Origin of the sequence: Xanthomonas sp. WHRI 6106 (assembly GCF_040202405.1) — a bacterium.
In the GTDB taxonomy this organism is placed as follows: Bacteria; Pseudomonadota; Gammaproteobacteria; order Xanthomonadales; family Xanthomonadaceae; genus Xanthomonas; species Xanthomonas cannabis.
On sequence record NZ_JBEGFC010000017.1, the window covers coordinates 1 to 22,376 of the forward strand.

16 protein-coding genes are annotated in these 22,376 nt (G+C 66.1%); 11 read left to right on the forward strand and 5 right to left on the reverse strand.

The window, feature by feature from the left end:
* Window positions 1-479 precede the first annotated feature (479 nt).
* Window positions 480-2,585, reverse strand: coding sequence for a bifunctional DedA family/phosphatase PAP2 family protein (locus ABQZ09_RS19110; RefSeq protein ID WP_349777646.1), 2,106 nt, complete (start codon window positions 2,583-2,585; stop codon window positions 480-482).
* Between the two features lie 163 nt (window positions 2,586-2,748).
* Between ABQZ09_RS19110 and ABQZ09_RS19115 the strand changes: the two genes are divergently transcribed.
* The 4 genes from ABQZ09_RS19115 (at window position 2,749) to ABQZ09_RS19130 (ending at window position 6,643) form a co-directional block, all read left to right on the forward strand.
* Entirely contained in the window at window positions 2,749-3,408 is a 660-nt protein-coding gene (locus tag ABQZ09_RS19115) for a serine/threonine-protein kinase (protein ID WP_039566131.1), read from the forward strand.
* A gap of 163 nt (window positions 3,409-3,571) precedes the next feature.
* Window positions 3,572-4,387 carry an SDR family oxidoreductase gene (locus tag ABQZ09_RS19120; protein ID WP_349777647.1) on the forward strand — a complete coding sequence of 272 codons (816 nt, stop codon included), beginning with the start codon at window positions 3,572-3,574 and terminating at the stop codon, window positions 4,385-4,387.
* 222 nt (window positions 4,388-4,609) lie between these two features.
* Complete coding sequence (locus ABQZ09_RS19125; RefSeq protein ID WP_503019474.1) at window positions 4,610-5,593, forward strand: YiiG family protein; 984 nt, start codon at window positions 4,610-4,612, stop codon at window positions 5,591-5,593.
* Between the two features lie 96 nt (window positions 5,594-5,689).
* Window positions 5,690-6,643, forward strand: a complete 954-nt coding sequence (locus ABQZ09_RS19130; RefSeq protein ID WP_228335808.1) for a YiiG family protein — start codon at window positions 5,690-5,692, stop codon at window positions 6,641-6,643.
* A gap of 608 nt (window positions 6,644-7,251) precedes the next feature.
* Here the strand turns inward: ABQZ09_RS19130 and ABQZ09_RS19135 are convergent.
* The gene (locus tag ABQZ09_RS19135) at window positions 7,252-8,124 is read right to left on the reverse strand and encodes an ion transporter (RefSeq protein WP_228335584.1); all 873 of its coding nucleotides are present in this window, start codon (window positions 8,122-8,124) and stop codon (window positions 7,252-7,254) included.
* A 72-nt stretch (window positions 8,125-8,196) separates the two neighbouring features.
* Between ABQZ09_RS19135 and ABQZ09_RS19140 the strand changes: the two genes are divergently transcribed.
* Window positions 8,197-9,423 (forward strand): acetylornithine transaminase, encoded by a 1,227-nt coding sequence (locus ABQZ09_RS19140; RefSeq protein ID WP_184389124.1) that lies wholly within the window; start codon window positions 8,197-8,199, stop codon window positions 9,421-9,423.
* A 319-nt stretch (window positions 9,424-9,742) separates the two neighbouring features.
* On the opposite strand, the gene ABQZ09_RS19145 is transcribed toward ABQZ09_RS19140, so the two are convergent.
* Window positions 9,743-10,360, reverse strand: a complete 618-nt coding sequence (locus tag ABQZ09_RS19145) for an HAD-IA family hydrolase (RefSeq protein ID WP_349777678.1) — start codon at window positions 10,358-10,360, stop codon at window positions 9,743-9,745.
* A gap of 295 nt (window positions 10,361-10,655) precedes the next feature.
* Here ABQZ09_RS19145 and ABQZ09_RS19150 point away from each other — a divergent pair, with 295 nt between their 5' ends.
* From ABQZ09_RS19150 to azu, 6 genes are all read left to right on the forward strand, one after another.
* Window positions 10,656-12,938: a TonB-dependent receptor gene (locus ABQZ09_RS19150; protein ID WP_349777679.1), complete on the forward strand. Its 2,283-nt coding sequence runs from the start codon at window positions 10,656-10,658 to the stop codon at window positions 12,936-12,938.
* 94 nt (window positions 12,939-13,032) lie between these two features.
* On the forward strand, window positions 13,033-14,616 hold the full coding sequence (locus ABQZ09_RS19155; RefSeq protein ID WP_349777680.1) for a flavin monoamine oxidase family protein: 1,584 nt from the start codon (window positions 13,033-13,035) through the stop codon (window positions 14,614-14,616).
* Window positions 14,613-15,038: a c-type cytochrome gene (locus tag ABQZ09_RS19160; protein WP_349777648.1), complete on the forward strand. Its 426-nt coding sequence runs from the start codon at window positions 14,613-14,615 to the stop codon at window positions 15,036-15,038. Before ABQZ09_RS19155 ends, ABQZ09_RS19160 begins: the two co-directional genes overlap by 4 nt.
* Before the next feature lie 23 nt (window positions 15,039-15,061).
* On the forward strand, window positions 15,062-15,565 hold the full coding sequence (locus tag ABQZ09_RS19165; RefSeq protein ID WP_039411795.1) for a RidA family protein: 504 nt from the start codon (window positions 15,062-15,064) through the stop codon (window positions 15,563-15,565).
* A gap of 30 nt (window positions 15,566-15,595) precedes the next feature.
* On the forward strand, window positions 15,596-16,792 hold the full coding sequence (locus ABQZ09_RS19170; RefSeq protein ID WP_349777649.1) for a pyridoxal phosphate-dependent aminotransferase: 1,197 nt from the start codon (window positions 15,596-15,598) through the stop codon (window positions 16,790-16,792).
* 219 nt (window positions 16,793-17,011) lie between these two features.
* Window positions 17,012-17,461 carry an azurin gene (gene azu, locus ABQZ09_RS19175; RefSeq protein ID WP_349777650.1) on the forward strand — a complete coding sequence of 150 codons (450 nt, stop codon included), beginning with the start codon at window positions 17,012-17,014 and terminating at the stop codon, window positions 17,459-17,461.
* A 153-nt stretch (window positions 17,462-17,614) separates the two neighbouring features.
* Here azu and ABQZ09_RS19180 read toward each other — a convergent pair whose 3' ends face one another.
* Together ABQZ09_RS19180 and hemL are read right to left on the reverse strand one after the other, a co-directional pair.
* A complete protein-coding gene (locus ABQZ09_RS19180) occupies window positions 17,615-20,386 on the reverse strand; it encodes a winged helix-turn-helix domain-containing protein (RefSeq protein WP_349777651.1) in 2,772 nt (923 codons plus the stop codon).
* A 538-nt stretch (window positions 20,387-20,924) separates the two neighbouring features.
* Entirely contained in the window at window positions 20,925-22,214 is a 1,290-nt protein-coding gene (gene hemL / locus ABQZ09_RS19185) for a glutamate-1-semialdehyde 2,1-aminomutase (RefSeq protein WP_228315411.1), read from the reverse strand.
* Window positions 22,215-22,376: the final 162 nt, after the last annotated feature.

Here is a 22,376-nt window from a genome sequence, read left to right on the forward strand (position 1 = left end):
CACCGAGCCTACAGGGACGTACTTGCGGCGTGTCCCGCGAGCGGTGAGGGCGCCGCGCCCTCGACCAGGCTTGAAGAGAACCAAGCAATCACGATACGAAAGATGCAGTCGTCGCTACCTGATTGCTCAATACCCGCAGCAACGGCGCAGAGCGGATGATCTGCGCCGTTGCTGTAGGGCCCTTGCCCGCCCACCATCGCAGGACACGCTGCAAGTACATCCCTGTGGGCTCCGTGGCGGCATCCATGCCGCCAAGGGTCCCGCGACGGTGGGCGGGCAAAGACCCGTCGAGTTGGTCGGTCTGCATGGATTTCAACAGCGACTAGCAAGCTGCGACGCGGTGTCTTTGCTATTCCGCAGCCTTTCACCCTGAAAGTCCAGCTGCACCTGGGCGACGCCAGGACGTGACCGACAGCGAGACAGTCTTCAAGAGATAGCGCTGCCAGGTCTTTCCAAGCGGACTGCGCGAATGCAGGCCGCTAGCGATTGCTGCCCGATCGATCACCGCGCTGTGGCGGTCCTGATGTTGCCGGCCTGGACGTAGTGATTTCGGTTTGCGGTGCAGGTTTGTCCCTGTCCTCGCCACGTACCGCATTGCCCGAGGTGCTGTCTATCAGGATCACCGGGGCCTTGGAGCGTCGACGCTGTTCGACGCGATGCGGCAGCGGGCTCAGTGCATCGCGCAACGCGCTCAGCGCCGGGTCCACGCCACGCAGCGGATACCACAGGCCGATCAGGCTGAAGTGGCGGCTGTAGCGCAAGGTCTGCGTGCTGCCGACCCATAGCGGTTGTGCGCCGGGCTGCAGGCGCGCGGCCGCGGGCCACAGGCGCAGCACATGCACGTGCCCGGGCGCCGCGTGGCGCACCATCAGCAAGGCTTCGACCTGGGTATCGAGCGTGGCCGGCAGGATCGGCACTTCGTCCGGGCGACCGCTGGCATCGAGCAGATGCAGCGCCTGTTCCCAGCCGGCCTGCGGTTGGGCCCGCCAGCCGCGCGATTCCAGCTGGCGCTGCAGCGGTGCAAGCGGCCCGGCCACTTGCACGTCCAGCGGCCAACGCTGGTCGTCGTCGAACTCGTTGCGCCGCGCCGGCAGCAGGCGCCATTGGCTGTTCCACCAATCGCGGGCGGGCAGATCCATCAGCAACGGCGGCGGCGGTTCGAACTTGGCCAACTTGGTCTCGAGATTGCGCGGCGCAAAGAAGATCGCGCAGCACACGAACACGCCGTAGAAGATCCACGACACCGGCTTGACCCAGAACGCGCGCGTGGCGCGGCGACGGTAGGCGATACCGAGCACCAGCAGCCAGAAGATGCCGAACAACATGCCGCCGACCACGTCGCTGAGCCAATGCGCGCCCAGGTACAGGCGCGCAAAGCCGATCAGCGAAACGATGGCGCCGCTGACCAGGTACGGCCATACCCGACGACGCCCCGGCAGCTCGCGCGCGATCAGCAGCGCGAAGAAGCCGAAACCAATGGTGGCCATGGTCACCGCGACCGATGGAAACCCGAAGCCGCTGCTGGCTGCCGGCGGGCGCACCACCTGCACGGTGGCGCCCAGCAGCTGGGTCAGCGCCAGACCGAAGGCCAGCGCGATCACCCAGTGCGTCACTGCCATCCAGCGCTGGCGCCAGGCCAGGTAGCCCATGGCCGCGACAATCGCCGGCAGCAGCACCTGCCAGTCGCCCAGCGAGGCCAGCGCCACCATCGGGTAGTCGGCCAGCGGGTTGCGCAGGGCCAGCATCAGGTCGTGCACGGCCAGGTCCACACGCAGCGGTTCGCCATGCGCCAGCACCACCATCAGCAACACGAACCAGCCCCAGCCCAGCAGCAACAGCATCAGCGCCATCATCGCCAGCGGCACCGACTCGCGACGGCGCGGGTCGAACACGCTGACCGACCAGTTGCCCAGCACCGGGTGCCGGTGCGACCACTCCAGCAAGCGTGCCAGCAAGGCATCCAGATGGCCTGCCGACCAGCGATACGAATACAACACCACCGCCCAGGCCAGGCCGATGACCGCGGCCAGCAATGTGACGACAACGAACAGGCGCCCGGCCACGGCCGCCACCGCGTCGTAGGCGGTTCCCAGCACCCAGCCCGGGACCAGAAACAGCAAGGCCCACGACACGCAGGCAAGGCCGCTGGCAATCAGATAGCGCTTGAACGGCATGTGCGACATGCCCGCAATGGCCGGCACGAACGGCCGCACCGCACCGACATAGCGGGCGATCAGGATGCTCTTGAAGGCGTTGCGCCGGAACAGCAACTCGCCGCGTTCCAGCAATTGCGGATAGCGGCGAAACGGCCAATAGGTATGCAGCTGGTGGCCCCAGCGATGGCCGACCCAGAAGCTCAACGCATCGCCGACGAACGCGCCCAGCGTGGCGCAGACCACCGCATACGGTCCGTTGATCTGGCCGAGCCCGATCAGCACGCCGATGGCGAACAGCAGGGGCAGCGCGGGCACGATGGCACCGAGCACGATCACCGCATCACAGAATGCGATGGCAAAGATCACCACGCCAGCCAAGGTGGGGTGGTGTCCGATCCACTCCAGCGTGGCGTCGATCCATGAGTTCATCCCCGAATTATAGGTGGGCACGGCGACGGCTGACTTGCGCGGTGCTCACATCCGGCTGTCCGCTTCACCTGAGGTTGCATCCAGGCCGCCAGCGCCTGCCGGTGCCACCTGCAGGCACGCCCGGGGCGGTATGGCGATGCACGGCGCCCGCCTACAATGGGGGATGAGTGACGACCGCGCGGGCAATCTGCCACTGAAGTCCGATACGTTCGGACGCATCCTGCTGATCCGCGACGCCGGCCGGGTGTTCGTGCGGCGCGACCTGAGCGTGGCGCCGTGGCTGTTGCGTGGTGTGGCCTGGTGGCTGGCGCGTCGCGAAGCGCTGGCCTTGCGCCAGCTGGACGGCCTGCCGCGCACGCCACGGTTGCTGCGCTGGGACGGGCGTCATCTGGACCGCAGCTATCTGACGGGCGATGCCATGTACCAGCGTCCGCCGCGTGGCGACCTGGCCTATTTCCGCAGTGCGCGCCGGTTGCTGCAGCAATTGCATCGGCGTGGGGTTGCCCACAACGATCTGGCCAAGGAAGCCAACTGGCTGGTACAGGACGACGGCAGCCCGGCGGTGATCGATTTCCAGCTGGCCGTGCGCGGCAACCCGCGCGCGCGCTGGATGCGCCTGCTTGCACGCGAGGATCTGCGCCATCTGCTCAAGCACAAGCGCATGTACTGCCCGGCCTCGATCACGCCGGTGGAACGTCGCGTACTCAAGCGTACCTCCTGGGTGCGCGAACTTTGGTTCGCCACCGGCAAACCGGTCTACCGCTTCGTGACCCGTCGCGTGTTGCACTGGGAAGACAACGAGGGGCAGGGGCCGAAGCCCTGAGGGGCGGGGATTGGTTGTTCGGGATTGGGGATTCGTAAAGGCGGATGGTGCAGGGCTGGTGGCTGGTCGGTTGAATCCAGCAGCGGCACATGACGCGTTCCGATTCGGCGCCGGTCACCGGCTGTAAGCTCTGACGAATCCCTAATCCCGATTCCCCAATCCCATGACCTTAAAAGGCAAAACCCTCTTCATCACCGGCGCCTCGCGCGGGATTGGCTTGGCGATTGCACTGCGCGCGGCGCGCGATGGGGCCAATGTGGCGATCGCGGCCAAATCGGCGGTGGCCAATCCCAAATTGCCCGGCACCATCCATAGCGCGGCCGCGGCGGTGACTGCGGCCGGTGGGCAGGCGCTTGCGCTCAAATGCGATATCCGCGACGACGCGCAGGTGCAGGCCGCCGTTGCTGCAACCGTGGAGACGTTTGGCGGAATCGACATCCTGGTCAACAACGCCAGCGCGATCTGGTTGCGCGGCGTCCTGGAGACGCCGATGAAGCGCTTCGACCTGATGCAGCAGGTCAATGCGCGGGGCAGTTTTGTGTGCGCGCAAGCCTGCCTGCCGCATCTGTTACGGTCATCCAATCCGCACATCCTCACCCTCGCGCCGCCACCTTCATTGAATCCGGCATGGTGGGGTGCACATACCGGCTACACATTGGCGAAGATGGGCATGAGCCTGGTCACGCTGGGGCTGGCCGCCGAGTTCGGCCCGCAAGGCGTGGCGGTCAATGCGTTATGGCCGCGCACGGTGATCGCCACCGATGCGATCAACATGCTGCCCGGCGTAGACGCCGCTGCCTGCCGTCGCCCGGAGATCGTGGCCGATGCGGCGCATGCGGTGCTGACGCGCGAGGCGGCCGGATTCCATGGCCAGTTCCTGATCGACGACGACGTCCTGGCCAAGGCCGGCATCACCGACCTGAGCAGTTATGCGGTCGACCCGTCGCATGCGTTGTTGCCGGATCTGTTTCTGGATTGAGTGCAGCGAACATCACTGCCCGCGTCGTTGGCGGGCTGCGGAGCGCGAACGGGAAGCGGCGCACGCAGGTACCGCGATTTCAGCGTGTGGGTGCGTTCGACCAGCGGTCGCGCCGTGCAGATCCGGCAGCCTCGCATACCACCTGAAGCGAGCACACGAGGTTCACGGCAGGGTTTGCTATGGTGCCCGACTGAAAACGTTTCCAACAAGGATGTGTCGCGCGTGTCTCCGAAGTTCCGTGTGCTCGTCCTGGCGGCATCTGTCCTGGCGGCCGCGTGTGGCGGCAAGCCGCAGCAGCCTGCAACTGGTGCCGAACTTGCCGGTGCCAAAACGTCTGAAAGACAGGCGGATTCCGTGCAGGGCGTGACCGCCAAGCTTGCCGCTTACATCGACTGCTTCAACGGCGTCAACGCAAAGGTCCACGCCGGCGCCAGGTATTACACCGGCTGGATGCAGGACCCGTTCGCCGGTCCGACCGGTGGAGAGTCCGGCATGACCGGTCCGTACGATATCGACGATCACGACATGAAGCAGTGCGACGCACCGGTCCGCGCGGCCGCTGGGGCGACACCGGCGCTACCGGCATTGGACAAGGCAGCAGGCGACTATCGTGCGGCCCTGAAGGCACTGCAGCCGATCAGTCACGCGCTGGCCGATTACTACACGCGCCAGGACTACGAAGACGACCAGTTCGCCAAGGGCAAACAGCTGCACCCGCAGCTGATGGAGGCGCTGTCCGACTACGCCGATGCCAGTACCGCCTTCAGTGCCGAACTGGACCTGCAAAACGACGCGGTGCAGCGCGAAAAACTCAGAACACTGGAGCAGGGCGGGGGCCGTACGCGCGCGTACTACCGTCTGGCGATGATGCTCGACGCCAAGGAGATCGCCGATGCGCTGGAAGAAGAGTCGTTCGACGTGCCACGTGCCAACGCGCTGCTGGACGGCTTCAACCGTCTCTGCGATGAGGCGCACGCCCAGGTGGCCAATCAGGAGCCGGGCAAACTGAGCTGGAACAGCTTCGAAACCGCCGCGGAAAACTTCCGCAGGCAAGCCAAGGCGCGGGTGAAACGCGTGGTCGAAAAAACGCCGTATAGCAAGATGGAGCAGGGCTGGCTGGATAACCCCCTGATGGCGCCCGAAGGCTCGTCGCGCAAGTTGCTCGACACCTACAACGCGCTGGTGTCCGAAAGCAATCGTCAATAGTCAGTGCTGCCTCAGCCATCACACATGTGCCGGGCGATCGGCTGCGCCAGATACCTTTCGGCCGCACGCCGCGGCGGCCTTCTTCTTCAACCATCAATGGAACACAAGATGATCCACCAACTTCGTTATGTGCCACTCACCGCAGCGATCGCTTTTGCCGCGCTGTTTGCCGGCTGCCAGAAAAACGCACCTGCCGCTGCGGTGGAGGGCGCCGACAAGATCAATGCCTACATCGCGTGTTTCAACGGCGTCGAGCAGCCGATCCATGAGAGCTACCAGCAATATATCGGCTGGATGCAGAACCCCGAGGCGGGTCCGACCGGCAAGGAACGCGGTATCCGGGCCCCGGGCACGGTGCTGTCGCATCACGTGGACGAATGCGGCGCGCCGATGACCGCGGCGTTGGCGCAAACGCCGGCCAACCCCGAGCTCGACCCGGTGGCCAAGACCTATCAAGAACGCTTCACCACGCTCAACGACCGTATCGGGGAAGCGGTGCGCTACTACGACCGCGAGGATTATCTGCGCGATGACGGCAAGGGCATGAAGGCGCTGCACGCGCCGCTGATGCAGGCCTATCACGCATTCTTCGAGGCCGGCGAGGCCATGAGCGCCGCGCTTGAACATAACGAAGACACGCGTCGTCAGGCCCAGATCGATACGATCGAAAAAGAGGAAGGCCGCAGCGCGTCCTGGTATCACTTGAAGATTATCGGCGAGGGCAAGCAGCTGGTGCAGGTGCTGGACAACGACACGCCGGATCTTGCCGCAGCGCAGTCCCAGCTCGCGCGCTATCAAAGCATTCTGGAAGAGGCGCAGAAGGCCAAGGTCGGCCAGGGCGATGCGATGTGGGGCCACATGGAACGCTCTGCCGACAAGCTGGCGCGCGAGTCGGGGCGGTTGGTCGAGCGTATCCGGACCAAGACACCGTTGAACAAGAGCGAGCAGATGCTGCTGGAAAGCGGCTCGCTCCCACCGGGCGGCACGCGCCAGGCAGTGCTGGCCAGTTACAACGATCTGATCGACATGAGTAATCGCATGTCGCACTGAGGCTGTGCGCTTTCGCTGCCGCGTTGTGGATCGGATCGATCAGGTGAGTAGCAAGTTTCAATGGCACGGCTATTTCGAGTAGCCTGATTTAGATGGAGTTAAAAACCTAGTCGGTCGAGTGCGCGGTGCCCTCACCGCTTGCGGGACACGCCGTGAATCCGTCCATGGAGGACCCTTGGCGGCATCCATGCCGCCAAGGGTCCCGCAAGCGGCGAGGGCACCGCACCAGTAAGATTCAAGGTGGCTTCATTGGAAGCCTGCTCATTCTTGGATTGTTTTGGACAACTGAGTGGTGCGTCTAAGTGGTGGCGCTTTATACGAACACGCAGGTCATGCTCTGCTTGCACCGGCACACCGACCATCGTCGATGGTCCTCGCCCGCTCACCGTCGCGGGACCTTGAGCGGCACGGATGCCGCGCCAGAGCCTCCAGGGACGGATTCACGGCGTGTCCTGCGATGGTGAGCGGGCGAGGGCCCTGCAGCCAAGCGACAGATCATCGCTCTACGACTGATCTATCCGAACTATCCATCGCTACTCGGTGGGGCCTTGGGCTGTGGAAGGCCGCGAAGTAGTTGCGTTCGCCGCTCCAGGTCCGCAGCCCCCGCGTTAGCCGTTGGAGATATCCGGCAGCGGCTCGGCACATTGCCGGCAATAGCGTGCGTCGGCCGCGTGGCCTTCCAGCCCGCAGCGGGCGCAGTTGCGCGTATCGCGCTTGCCGGTGTGGCCACCGTCGCGCAGCGTGCTGGCCAGTTCGGCGGTGTAGATGCCAGTGGGCACGGCGATGATGCTGTAGCCGATCAGGATCAGCGCCGAGGTGACGAAACGGCCCAGCGTGGTCTGCGGCACCAGGTCGCCAAAGCCCACCGTGGCCATGGTGACGATGGCCCAGTACATGCTGGTGGGGATACTGGTGAAGCCGTGCTGCGGGCCTTCGATGACATACATCGTGGCGCCGGCGATCACGGTGATGGTGAGCACGCTGAACAGGAAGACCAGCACCTTGCGGCGGCTGCGCCATAGCGCGTCCACCAATTGCCCGCTTTCCTGAATGTAGCGGGTGAGCTTGAGAATGCGGAACAGCCGCAGGATGCGCAGCACGCGCACCACCAGCAGTGTCTGTGCGCCGGGCACGAAGAACGACAGATAGCTGGGTAGGATCGAGAGCAGGTCGATCACGCCCCAGATGCTGAGCGCGTAATGCAGCGGGCGCCGCACCACCGACAGCCGCAGCGCGTATTCGACGGTGAACAGCACCGTGAACGCCCATTCCAGCGGGACCAGCCAGTGCGCCGAGTGCGCATGGATGCGCGGCACGCTGTCGATCATGATCACCACCACGCTGGCCAGGATGGCCGCGACCAGCAACAGGTCGAAATTGCGCGAGGGGCGGGTGTCGTGCCGGTAGATGATGTCGAACCATTGCCGGCGCCAGCCGTCGTCGGTGGCGGGGGTGAGCTGAGGATCGGAGAAGGGGCGCATGCGCGCATTGTGCCGCAGCCGCGCGAATGCGCGAGAATGCCGGTCTCCCTTCCGCGTCTGTGACCCACCATCATGAGCACCGCTGCCGATTCGCCCCTGTCCCTCGCGCACTACTACCTGCCGGTGTATCGCCCGCGTCAGGTAGTGCTGGAGCGCGGTCAGGGCAGTCGCGTGTGGGACGATGCGGGGCGCGAGTACCTGGACCTGTCCTCGGGCATTGCGGTCAGCGGGCTGGGCCATAACGATCCGGACCTGGTAGCGGCGCTCACCGAGCAGGCCGGCAAGCTGTGGCACACCAGCAACATCTTCTATAGCGCGCCGCCGCTACGTCTGGCCGAAGAGCTGGTCACCGCCTCGCGCTTTGCTGAAAACGTGTTCCTGTGCAATTCCGGCACCGAGGCCAACGAGGCGGCGATCAAGCTGGTGCGCAAGTGGGCCAGCAGCCAGGGGCGCCCGGCCGACAGGCGCGTCATCGTGACCTTCCGCGGCAGCTTCCATGGCCGCACGCTGGCCTCGGTGACGGCCACCGCGCAGCCCAAGTACCAGGAAGGCTATGAGCCGCTGCCGGGTGGATTCCGCTATGTGGATTTCAACGACGTGGCGGCGCTGGAAACGGCGATGGCCTCGGGCGATGTGGCAGCGGTGATGGTGGAGCCGATCCAGGGCGAGGGCGGGGTGATGCCGGCCGCGCCGGGCTTCCTGGCCCGTGCGCGCGCGCTGTGCGATCAGCACGACGCCTTGCTGGTGCTGGACGAGATTCAATGCGGGATGGGCCGCACCGGCACGCTGTTTGCGCATTGGCAGGAGCAGGTGACGCCGGACATCGTGACGCTGGCCAAGGCGCTGGGCGGCGGTTTTCCGATCGGTGCGATGCTGGCCGGTCCCAAGGTGGCGCAGACCATGCAGTTCGGCGCGCACGGCACCACCTTCGGCGGCAATCCGCTGGCCGCGGCGGTAGCGCGGGTGGCATTGCGTAAACTGGCCTCGCCGGAGATTGCGGCCAACGTGGAGCGCCAATCGGCGGCGTTGCGCGCAGGGCTGGAGGCATTGAATGCCGAGTTCGATCTGTTTGCGCAGATCCGCGGACGCGGCCTGATGCTGGGCGCGGTGCTGGCACCGGCGCATGCCGGTCAGGCGGGGGCAATCCTGGATCTGGCCGCCAAGCACGGCTTGCTGGTGCTGCAGGCCGGCCCCGATGTGCTGCGCTTTGTGCCGGCACTCAATCTGACTGATGCCGAGCTGGCTGAGGGTTTGGCGCGTTTGCGGCTGGCGATTGCCGAGTATGTCGCGCAGTCGTGATGGATGCGTGCGTCCTGCGAAGTGCAGGATGATAGGGCTTGGCTTGGGGTGAGCGTGCGCAGTCTGGCGGGCAGGATTGCGAGGGCTGTCACTCGTTTGGTTTTGAGGTTCTGGCCTAATTTGGGGGCTCAGCTCGCTGCTGTGAGTTGCTTGTCTTCCGCCGTACCCTCACCCCAACCCCTCTCCCAAGGGGAGAGGGGCTGAAGGCATCGCTGTGGTGTCTGGTGGCGCGCACTGCTCGTGGGAGCTGCATGCAGTACCGCCGTTCGCTGCGGTTTGCGGCGCTTCCGATCCCCGAGCCCCGAATCCCGATATTTATTTATCCCAAGCCGTGACGTTTCAACACCCGTCGTAATGCGCGGGCGTCGCGCACCGTGTCGGCGTGCAAGCCGGCCGCGCGTGCGCCGCGCACGTTGACGAACAGGTCGTCGACAAACAGCGTGCGCTCGGCGCGTTCGCCGAGCTGCGCAAGCGCGCGCTGATACACCTGTACATCTGGTTTGCGGCCGCCGAGTGCGCCGCTGCATAGCACGCGGCCCTGCAGCAGCGGGAACAGCGGCGGCACGATCCGCTCGATCGCGTCCATCATCAGCGGGCCGTTGTTGGTGAGCACCGCCACCGCCGTGGTCGCCGCCACTGCCAGCACCTGCGCCACGACCGATGGGTCGGCGCGGCAGGCGGCGACGCGGGTCGCGAGCCAGGTGGCGCGATCGATCGTGTGCCCGAGCCCCTGGCTCAACTGCGCCAGGTACCCCTGCGTGTCGATCGTGCCGGCATCGTAGGCGCGCTCCAGGCCCTGCACGAACAACACCTCGTGCACCCGCTGCGGTGCGCAGCCCGCCGCCGCCGCCAGCGCGGCCATGCGCCGTGGCCGCGCGTAGTGCGCGAGCACGCCATCGAAATCGAGCAATAGCAGCGACGGTGGTGCGGGCGGCATCGGTGTGCTCATGCGGTGGCTGCGCAGCGTTGTCGATCTGTCGCGGCATGGCAAGCGCGCAAGACCTGTGATGCCCGAAACCGCCCAGGTAGGTCGCCGAGGCCTATTCAGAGTTTTGAATCCGATAGGAACCTACCCGCTTGCGCCGACCCTACCCTCCGCACCGCGGTTGCGGCGGAACTGTGCTGGTTATGGTCGATGCATGCCGCATTTGCGGTGTCAGCCGGTCTCGGGGGAGCGCCCGGTCACTCAGCACGCTACACGTCTCCAGGGGTTTGATTGCATGCGAAAGTGCCTGAATACCGATCACCTGGCGGCCTCGGTCGCCGCCCTCCTCAGCACCGCCCGCTCGCGCCGCACGCTGGCGTCGATGACCCTGTTGCTGGCCGGCGCACACAGCCTGCCAGCCGCCGCCCAGGATGCGCGCACGCTGGATGCGGTCAGCGTGGTGGGCACCGGCTCGACGCGGACCACCGCATCGATTTCGGTTGCCGAGATCCAGGCGCAGGTGCCGGGCGTGGCACCGCAGCAACTACTGGCCAGTTTGCCGGGCGTGAATGTGCAGACCACCGACCCGTTCGGGCTATACGAATTCGGCGATTCGATGACCATCCGCGGGTTCTCCGCCAACCAGATCGGCGTGACCCTGGACGGCATTCCGATCGAGACCTTCGACACCCGCGAAGGCGGGCCGATCACCCGGTACGTGTCCAGCGAGAACCTGCTCGATGTCACGGTGTCGGCCGGCTCGGGCGATGTCACCCAGCCGTCGTATCACGCACTCGGTGGTGCGATCCGCTACACCAGCCTGCCGCCGAAGGGCGGCGACAGCTGGAGCGGCAATCTCACCCAGACCATTGGTTCGGACGATCTGGTGCGCAGCTTCGTGCGCCTGGACACGCCGCAGTGGTGGGACGGCGGCCCGACTGCGTATGTCTCTGCCTCGCGCACCCAGGGCGGGGTGTGGGACATGGAGCCGGCCACGCAGAAAAGCGATCACTTCGAAGCCAAGATTCGCCAGGCCTGGGACGCGGGCACCCTGACGCTCGGCTGGATCTACAACAACCGTAAGGACTACGACGTGCAGTCGTACAACTCCGACGGGTCGGTGGCGTGGGACCTGCACGAGCGCATCACCGGCAACCCGGAAGTAGACGCCGAGCATTACAGCGAATGGCAGAACGGCCGGCGCGATTCGCTGCTCAGCCTGCATGGCGATTTCATGTTCAACGACGCCATCGGCGCCACGTTCACCGGCTACTACGAAAACAAGCATGGCTACGGCGTCGGCGGTACGCCGCCCAGCACCGCCACCGGCCTGTACAACGATGCGATCGCCGGCACGCCGGGGCGCACCGATATCGCCATCAACGACCCGCAGATCGTCGATGCCAACGGCAATGTCACCCGCGTCGGCGCCATGACACGGCGCGAAGAGATCATGGGCGGCGACCGTTACGGCATCACCGGTGCGGTGGCGTGGGACACCGAACACAACAAGCTCGAAGTCGGTGCGTGGTACGAAAACTACGATTTCGATCAGGTGCGCCCGCTCTACAACCTCGACCCGGCGACCGGTGCCTTGCTCAAGGGCTCGCGACCGGTCGTCATCTACTACGACAATCACTTCTCCACCGAAGTGAAGCAGCTCTACATCAAGGACACGCTGCGCCTGCTGGATGACCGGCTCACCATGGAGTTCGGCGCCAAGGGCCTGGACGTCAAACGCGACTACAACGGCATCGCCAACCTGGACGATTTCAATATCGGTGTGCGGCGCAATGTGACCATCAAGAACAGCGACTGGTTTCAGCCGCAGGTGGGTGCAAGTTTCCAGCTGGCCGATGGTGTGCAGGTGTTTGCCAACTACGCCGAAAACTTCAGCTCGGCGCCGCGCCTGGCGCTGACCTCCGGCGCGTTCAATCCGGACATCGCCCCGGAGGAGTCCACCAATATCGATATCGGCATCCGCGCCGAATCCACGCAATGGAGCGGCTATCTGGCCGCCTACAAGATCGACTACGAAAACCGCATCATCGCGCTGACCGACCCGGACCCGCTGGTGGTGGCTCCCACGGTATACGCCAATGTCGGCGACGTGCAGACCTATGGCGCGGAACTGTCGGGCATGTGGAAGCCGGCGCCAGGCTGGCGGTTGGGTGCATCGTTGACCTGGAACAGGTCCGAATTCCAGGACAACTATTTCGGCCCGGTCAGCGGCAATCTGGTACAGGTCAAGGGCAACGATGTGCCCGACGCACCGAAGGTGATGTTCAGCGTCAACGGTGGCTGGGAAGGCGAGCACTTCTTCGCCAACCTCGATACCAAATACACCGGCAAGCGCTACGGCGACACGCTCAACACCGATCAGGTGGATGCCACCTTCATCGTCAACGGCAGCGTGGGCTACCAGGGCGGCCACGCGGGATTCCTGGCAGGCGGCAGGTTGCAGTTGTCGGTCTACAACCTGTTCGACAAGGACGATGCGATCGGTGCGGTGTTTCCCAACGAAAGCTCCGGCTCGTATCAGCTGATCGCGCCACGCCAGTTGTTCGCCAGCCTGTCCTACCGGTTTTGAAACACAGCCGCGACCGGCCGTGCGGCCGGTCGCGTGCGTTTGTCCATGACATGCAGGGGACTATGCAGTGACGCAAGGCAATTACTCAGGAGCGATGACGCGGCGGCAATTGCTGGCGCGCATCGGCATGACCGCCGGCGGCGCCATGATGTACCAGGCGATGAGCAGCCTGGGCATGGCGGCCGAATCCAATTTCAAGGGGCCATTGCAGCTGGATGGCGACCCCAAGGGCGCATCGGTGTTGATCCTGGGCGCCGGTCTTGCGGGCATGAGCGCCGCCTTCGAGTTGCGCAAGGCCGGCTACCGCGTGCAGGTGCTGGAATACAACGGCCGCCCCGGCGGGCGTAACTGGACCCTGCGTGGCGGCGACCGCTACACCGAGCTGGGCGGTGCCGCCCAGCACTGCCAGTTCGACGAGGGGCTGTATCTCAACCCGGGGCCGTGGCGCATTCCGCATCATCACAAAGCAGTGTTGAGTTACTGCAAGCAGTTCGGGGTGGCGCTGGAGGCGTTCAATCAGGTCAACTACAACGCATTGCTGCACAGCCAGAAGGGTTTCGGTGGCAAGCCGCAGCGCTTTCGCGCCATCGATGCCGATTACAAGGGCCATGTCTCGGAGTTGCTGGCCAAGTGCACGCAGCAACACGCCTTGGACAAGAGCGTGAGCCGCGAAGACCAGGAAGTGTTGCTGGAATCCTTGCGCACCTGGGGCGCGCTCGATCAGAAGTTTGGCTACGTCAAAGGCAAGGACAGCAGCGAGCGGCGCGGCTTTGCGCGGTATCCCGGTGGCGGTCTGTCGGGCAAACCGGAGTTCTCCGATCCCTTCAGTGTGCAGGACGTGTTGCGCTCGCGCCTGTGGACCACGCTGGCGGCCGGCAACAACTACGAAATGCAGACCACCATGTTCCAGCCGGTGGGCGGCATGGACCAGATCGGCAAGGCGTTTGCGCGTCAGCTCGGCGATGCCATCACCTACAACGCCAAGGTCACCAGGATCGACCAGGACGGCAGCGGCGTGCGCGTGTCCTGGCAGGATGCGGCGCATGGCGGCGAAGAACGTATCGCCAGCGCAGAGTGGTGCATCTGCACGATTCCGTTGTCGGTACTCAGCCGCATTCCGGTGACCGCCAGCGACGCGATGACCACCGCGATCGGCAAGGTGCCGTACGCGGCATCGGTGAAGGTGGGGCTGCAATTCAAACGCCGTTTCTGGGAAGAGGACGAAGCGATCTACGGCGGCATCAGCTACACCGATCTGCCGATCACCCTGATCAGTTACCCCAGCACCGGCTATCACAGCCCCGGCAAAGGTGTATTGCTCGGTGCCTATGTCTGGGGATTGGATGCCTACCAGTTCACGTCGATGACGCCGGAGCAGCGCGTGCGCAAGGCGGTGGAATACGGTACGCAGCTGCATCCGCAGTATCCGAGCGAATTCGAAAACGGCATCGCCGTTGGTTGGCACCGCGTGCCGTTCACGCATGGCTGCTTCGGCATGTGGAGCGATCAGGCGCGCGCCGAGCATTACGAACCGCTGTGCCAGATCGACGGGCGCCTGGCGCTGGCCGGCGAGCACGTGTCGTACATCCCGGCCTGGCAGGAGGGCGCGATCCTGTCTGCGCACGATGTCGTCGGCCGTCTGCATCGCAGGGTGCTTGCCGCAGGAGGCCGCGCATGAGTCTGTTGCCACGCGCGCTGGTCGCCGCCGTCGCGCTGCTCATCGGCGCGTTGCTGTTGCCGCCGGGTCTGCGCGATGCGCGGGCGCAAAGTTCCGATGCCACCCAGCTGTTTCCGCAGCAGGGCTTTGCCAAGGCATCGGGACAGGAGGTGTACCAGGCCATCTGCCAGGGCTGCCACATGCCGGCCGGGCACGGTGCGCAAGGTGCGGGCGAGTATCCCGCGCTTGCCGCCAACCCCAAGCTGGCGGCCGGCCCCTATGTGACCATGATGGTGCTCGACGGCCACGCCGGCATGCCCGGCTTCGGTGACATGCTCGACGATCGCCAGGTGGCCGACGTGGTGAGCTATGTGCGCACGCATTTCGGCAACGATCACAGCGAACGTGTTACCGCCGACGACGTCAAGCTGCTACGCCATTGATCTTTCCCTGCCAAGGAGTTGCCATGTACCGCCCCATCGCACGCGCCCTCATCGCCACCCTCATCTGTTCTGCGGGTGTTGCCGCCGCCGACGCGGCCGAGGTGGTTCGACACAAGATTCCCAACAGCGATTTCCCCATTGCCGCGGCGGTGGAAATCCCCGCCGGCAAGGCCACGGTGTACGTCAGCGGAAAGGTGCCGGCAGTGGTGGATGCCAGCGCGCCCAAGGACTCCGCTGCCGCATATGGCGACACCAAGGCGCAGACGGTGAGCGTGTTGAACCAGATCAAGCAACAGCTGGCCGCGATCGGGTTGGGCATGGGCGATGTGGTGAAGATGCAGGTCTTTCTGGTCGGCGACCCCGCGCTGGGCGGGAAGATGGACTTCAACGGTTTCATGGAAGGGTATCGCCAGTTCTTCGGGACCAAGGAACAGCCCAACCTGCCGGCACGCTCGGCGTTCCAGATCGCGGCGTTGGGCAACCCGCTGTACCGCGTGGAGATCGAAGTGGTCGCCGTACGTCCCTGAGCCGGTATCGGCGCCTTGCTGGAGGTTGTGATGAAACCTGATATGTCGCGCCGCATGTTCCTGCGGGACTCGGCCCTGTTCGCCGGTGCTGCGGGTACCGGCACGGTGCCGCTACTGGCCAGTGCCGCCGAACGTTCCGTCGCCGTTGCACCGACCGCGGCCAACACGCTGGCACCGGTGATGATCGGCTCCAACGAATTCCCCGACGGACCGTCGGCGGCCGCAGTGAAGGCCATCGCGCAGATCGCACCGCAGGGCGGGCGTTATTTGCGCGATGTGCAGATGGAACTGATGAACACCCTGGCCGCGGAACTCACGCTGCCGGTCGACCACTTGATGGCCTACGCCGGCTCCACCGAACCGCTGGACTACACGATGCTGGCCTTCACTTCGCCGAGTGCGGCGTTGGTCACCGCCGACCCGACCTATGAATCGGGCTGGCGCGCGGCAACCCGCAATGGTGCGCGGCTGATCAAGGTGCCGTTGCGCAAGGATTTTTCGCACGACGTGCAGGCCATGTGCGCGGCCGACCCCAACGCAGGCGTGATCTACATCTGCAACCCCAACAATCCCACCGGCTCGGTCACTGCGCGCAAGGACCTGGACTATGCGCTCGCGCACAAGCCCAAGGGCAGCGTGCTGGTGGTGGACGAGGCCTACATCCACTTCGCACAGAGCACGCGCAGCGTAGTCGACATGGTCGCTGCCGGCGAGGACGTGGTGGTGCTGCGCACCTTCTCCAAGCTCTACGGCATGGCCGGCATCCGCTTGGGGTACGCGGCCGCACGCCCGGAGCTGCTGGCCAAACTGATGTTCTACAGCGTCAACAGCCTGCCGGTGACCGCGGCGGCCGCAGGCCTGGCCAGCCTGCGCGATCCGGCGCTGGTGCCGCAGCGGCGTGCACGCACCACGGCCACCCGGCAGGATGTCATCGGTTTCCTGGTCCGGCAGGGCTATGCCTGCACGGCCTCGGAAAGCAATTGCTTCATGGTCGATGTGAAGCGGCCGGCCGCAGGTTTCAAGGACGACATGGCAACGCATGGGGTCTTCATCGGCCGCAGCTGGCCGGTGTGGCCCACGTGGTCGCGGATCACCGTGGGTACCGAGGCGGAGATGGCACGCTTCAAGCAGGCATTCGTGCAGGTGATGGCCGGCAAGCGCGGCCCCTTGCCAGTGCCGCAGGTCGCGGCGCATGCGTCACTGGATGGCTGTTTCCATTACGCCTGAGGCAGGGATTGCGCGCTGGCATGGTGTGCGCGGTGGCAGGCGCGATCTGCAACACGTGGTGCCCCGGTGGATCTGCTCGCTGCGGGTGCTCGCTGCGCGCAGGCGAGCTGCAGCCGAGGTTCTGTAGATCGCGGCCAGGCGGTACCCTGGCAAGGCCGGCGCAGCGCGAGCGTCGGTGGGGTTGGATGCATCGCGTATTTCTTATCGCAGGAGTGTGCCTTGAAGCTGTTTTCGACGATTGCCGTGCTCGGCCTGGTGCTGATGGCACCTTCGGCCTGGGCCCGGACATGTGCGGTGACCATCACCGGCAACGACCAGATGAAGTTCGACCAGAGCGCCATCAAGCTGGCGCCCGACTGCACCCAGGTGAACCTGACGCTCAAGCACTCCGGCAAGATGGCCGCCACGGTGATGGGCCACAACTGGGTGCTGACCAAGTCCGCCGATTTCCAGGCGGTTGCCAACGCCGGCGTGCGCTCGACCATTGCCGACAGCTACCTGCCCAAGGGCGATGCGCGCGTGATTGCGCATACCAAGGTCATCGGCGGCGGCAACAGCACCACCGTCAGCTTTCCCACCAGCGCATTGACCAAGGGCGGCGCGTACACGTTCTTCTGCTCGTTTCCCGGGCACTGGGCGATGATGAAGGGCACGCTGAGTTTCGGATGACCGCGGCGCGCCACCGGGCCGGTCCCTGTGGCGCGCTGTATCGGTTGGCTGCCTCCGGCATCGTGTGAACGACGCTGCTGCCTCGCTACGTGGTCGCGCGCCGTTCCCCGCCATGTGAGGCACGCCAGGCAGGCGCCATGACGTGCACGCCCCTCACGGTGGCGGTGCGTCCATTGCGTGCTGGACGTCCCCGCCGCGTAACACGCCGCGTTGCAGCGCCTGCGCCAATGCGCCTTCGCGGCTGCGTGCATCGAGCTTGCGGTACAGATTCTTGAGATGGAATTTGACCGTGTTTTCCGACAGGTGCAGGTGGCGGGCGATCTGCTTGTTGGAATAGCCACGCGCCAGCTGTGCCAGCACTTCCAGCTCGCGCTCGCTGAACACGTCGCTGGAGGGATCGTCGTCGCCGCTGAGGCGTTCGAGCAGGGCCTGGATGGTCAAGGCACGCGTGGTGCCGCCCACGGTGTGCGGGTCGTGCTGCCGGAGCGAGCGCAGCATCGCCTTGGCGGGCAGGCCGAGTTCGACGATCGCCTGCCAGCTCTGTGTCAGCGCCACGTGGTCCAGGGCGCTGTACAGGTAGGGCAGGGCGGCGAGCAGTTCGCCGCGTTGCTGCAGCACCAGCGCGATGCGGGCGCGGGTGCGCGCGAGATGGCACAGGTTGTCGTTGCTCAGGCAGGCCTGCTCGATCTGGCCGAGGATGACCAGCGCTGCGCTGCTGCGTCCGGCCAGGCGGTGCCAGCGTGCCAGTGCGAACCCCATCGCCGCGCGATCGCGCCACCGGTGCGCCGCGCGCAATGTGTGTGCCAGCGAGGATTCGCCGCCGGTGCGTGCGATCAGCACATCGATGGCCGCGTTGCCGGGATGTTCCAGCAGCAGCATCAAGCGCCACGCCGACGCCAGCTCGGACAGCCGCATCAGCTTGCGCCCGTGGGCGATCTGCTCGATATGGTCGAGCACCGCCAGGGCGCTGCGTCCGCTATGGTCGCGCACGCGCTCCAGTCCCAATGCGGTGTCGTACGCGGCTGCCAGCACATCCACGCCGGCATCGTGTTGCTCGAGCGTTTCCAGTGCCGGGTGCAGCAGGTCCGCCGCATCGTCGTGGTGGCCACGCTCGTAATGCAGCTGCGCGAGCAGGCAGCGGCCGGCCGCCTCCAGCACGCGGTCTGGCTGTGGCGTGCGCGCGCACCCGTGCAGCGCTTGCCGGTAGCATGCCTCGGCGTCGCCGAGCTGCCCACGGTAGAAAAAACTCTGGCCCAGCGCCAGTAGCGCCTGGCCGGCGCCCGCATCACTGCCGCCGCGCTGCATCGCCTCGCGTGCCGCCAGTGCGTAGCGTTCTGCCACTGCAAACGCCCCCTGTGCGATGGCGGTGGTGGCGCAGATGCAGAGCAGCATGCCGCGGCCAAGCTGGTCGTCCTCGTCCAGCGCGCGCGCCTGTGCCGCGATCTGGGTCAGGCCATGGGGGTTTCCGCAGATTTCGTCCAGGCGGTCGCGCAGCACGGCCACCACCACGGTGTAGTCGCGCTGCAGGGGTTCGCGCAGGGCCGCCGGGAAATCGCGAAAGCGTTCCAGCAACAGGCGCGCATGGCTGAACTCGCCCAGCTTGATGTGCAGATGCGCCTGGGTGAGGTTGAGCGCCGGCGTCTCGCGGATGGTGCGGTGGTCGAAATGGCGCAGCAATGCACGCACCTCGTGCAGGCCGTGCGTCAGCAGCAACTGCCAGGTGCCGGCGCGCGCGATGTAGCTGGCCGCCAGATCGCCGCACTGGCCATGCGCGGCGTGTCGTACCGCGTCGGCCAGGTGCTGATGGTCGCCAAACCAGCGGGCTGCACGCTGATGCAGCTGGACGGCCTGGCCAGGGTGCTCGCGATCGAGCAATTGCTGCAGGAAGTCGGCAAACAGGGGGTGATAGCGGAACCATTCGCCTTCGCCATCCAGCGGCACCAGCAGGCCGTGGAAATGCTCCAGCCGGGCGAGTAGCCGGCCACTGTCGTCGCGCTGGCGCAGCGCATCGGCCAGCGAGGCATTGAGGCGTTCCAGCAGGCTGGTACGCAACAGCAGGTCGCGCGTTGGTGCATCCAGGTCGTTGACCACCTGCTCGGCCAGATACGCGGCAATCTGCGTGCTGCGCCCGGAGAAGCGTGCGGTCACCTCCTGCTGACGTTGTGCATCGCCCTCCAGCCACAGCCGCGCCAGATGCAGCGCCACCGGCCAACCTTCGGTGTAGTGCAGCAGGGTCTCCACCACCGGCGCCGCGACCTGCGGCCCCAGCAGCGTGCGCGCTTCGTCGGTGTCCAGTGCCAGTTGCGCGCTGCCGATGCGGCCGAGCTGTGCCTGCAATTCCAGCCGCGCCAGCGGCAGCGCCGGCACGCGACGGGTGGCAAGCAACAGATGCAGGCGCCCGCCGCTGTGTTCCACCAGGCGCAGCACCAGCTCATCGACCAGGCCGCTGCCGAGCCGGTCGTAGTCGTCGACGATCACGCTGATGCGCCGCGGTGCCGCGCGCAGGGCGCGAATCAGCACCGCGACCGCATCGCGCGGGTCCTGCTCGCAGTGGTGCATCACGCTGGTGCACAGCGCGGCATCGGCGCCTGCACCCTGCAGCGCCAGGGCGAGATGACCCACAAAGCGCGCGGCATCGGCATCGGCTTCGTCCAGCGACAGCCAGGCCACCGACGCCGCATCACGCGCGCGCAGCTGCGCATGCCATTGCGCCAGCAGCGTGGTCTTGCCGAACCCGGGCGGGGCCAGTAGCAGGGTCAACGGGCGCATCTGGCCCTGATCCAGTGCCCTCAGCAATGCCTCGCGCACCACCGCGCCCGGGTGCGGCGCGGGCGGCTCCAGCTTGCTGGCAAGCAGCCAATCGGGAAGAGCGGGGGCGCGCGGCGGTGACGGGCGCGGAGTGAGCAACGCAACAGGCTTGAGCATGAGGCGAGGGCGGCCGTGGCAAGCGTCAACAGCGCGCCGGCTCGACACGCTGCACAACGTGATGAAACAGCGGCGACGGCACGCAGGTCACCGAGACGGCGACAACGACGGATCGGCTGCTTCGCGGGTCCCCACCCATGCCCGTCCCTGAGCACCTTTCAGAAAGGTATGACAGCCTCACGACAAAAGCAAAGTGTGTAGCGGTTTTCGCCCCATCGCCGCCAGGATCGAGGCGGGCCATCGGGTGGATCGGGTTGTGGTTGCGTCTGCCCGCGCCAGCGGCGTGCGCAGAACAGGTGTGTCTGACCCGGCGTCACCGACCGGCGCGCCCAGTCCGCGGCGTGCGCATTCACTTCGGCCCCTGCGGTACATGCCGGGGCCCGCTGGGCCCGCGCCGGCATCCACGTCCGGCGCCATCGGGGCGGCCGTTATCGGCTGCCGACGTCTGGTTTGGCTGGCTGTCTCAGCGCCGCACCTGCGCCCTCGGCACGTGCTGAAGGCGAAGCGCGGCGCGGACGCCGTCTTACCCAATGACGCGTCAGCGTGCGACGTCTGCAAACGCTTCGCGTGCTGCGGCGAGCGTGGCCTCGATCACGGCCTCGTCGTGCGCGCTGGACATGAAGCCGGCCTCGTACGCCGACGGCGCCAGGTACACGCCCCGCTGCAGCATCGCGTGGAAGAAGCGGTTGAAGGTCGTGGTGTCGCAGGCGGTGGCCTGCGCGTAGCTCTCCACGATCTCGTCGCTGAAGAACAGCCCGAACATGCCGCCCACCTGGTTGGTGGTGACGGCAATGCCGGCCGCGCGCGCGGCATCTTCCAGGCCTTCGCACAGCACGGCGGTCGCCTCGCTGAGGCGGGCGTGGAAGCCCGGGTCCTGCACCAGTTCCAGCATCGCCAGGCCGGCGGCCATGGCCACCGGATTGCCCGACAAGGTGCCCGCCTGGTAGATCGGCCCGGCCGGGGCGATCTGCTCCATCAGCTCGCGCCGGCCGCCGTACGCGCCCACCGGCATGCCGCCGCCGATGATCTTGCCGAAGGTGGTCAGATCCGGTGTGACGCCATAGAGCGCCTGCGCGCCACCCAGCGCCACGCGGAAGCCGGTCATCACTTCGTCGAAGATCAGCAGCGCGCCATGCCGCGTGCACAACGTGCGCAGGTGCTGCAGATAGCCCGCCAGTGGCGGAATGCAGTTGGCATTGCCCACCACCGGCTCGATGATCACTGCCGCCACGTCGGCGCCGATCTCGTCGAACAATGCGGTGGCGCCTTCGAAGTCGTTGAAGCTGAGCGTGGCGGTCAGCTCGCTCAAGCCGGCCGGCACACCCGGCGAGGTGGGCACGCCCAGGGTCAGCATGCCGCTGCCGGCCTTGACCAGGAACGAGTCGCCGTGGCCGTGGTAGCAGCCTTCGAACTTGATGATGCGGCTGCGCCCGGTGGCGCCGCGCGCCAGGCGCACCGCCGACAGCGTGGCCTCGGTGCCGGAGTTGACCATGCGCACCATCTCGCACGAGGGCACCAACCGGGTGATGGTCTGCGCCATCGTCACTTCTGCCGCGCACGGCGCGCCGAACGACAGCCCGTCGCGGATCGCGCGTTCCACCGCCTCGCGCACCGTCGGGTGGTTGTGCCCGGCAATCATCGGACCCCATGAGCCCACATAGTCGATATAGCGGTTGTCGTCGACGTCGTACAGGTACGGGCCGTCGGCACGGGCCACGAAGAACGGCTCGCCGCCCACCGACTTGAACGCCCGCACGGGTGAGTTGACGCCGCCGGGCAGCAGCGTCTGCGCCTCGGCGAACAGGGCGTGGGAGCGGGTGTGGTTCATGCGCGCAGATCCTTGAGGAATACCAGTGGGGGCATCGATGCCCGGCAGCGGGCATCGCGTTCGCCATTGTCAGGCCTGCGGCCTCGCGCGCCTACCCGGCAGAGGCCCGCCTACCCGTCGGAGCCGGCGGGTAGGGCAACCCGGCTGCCTATGATCGGACAC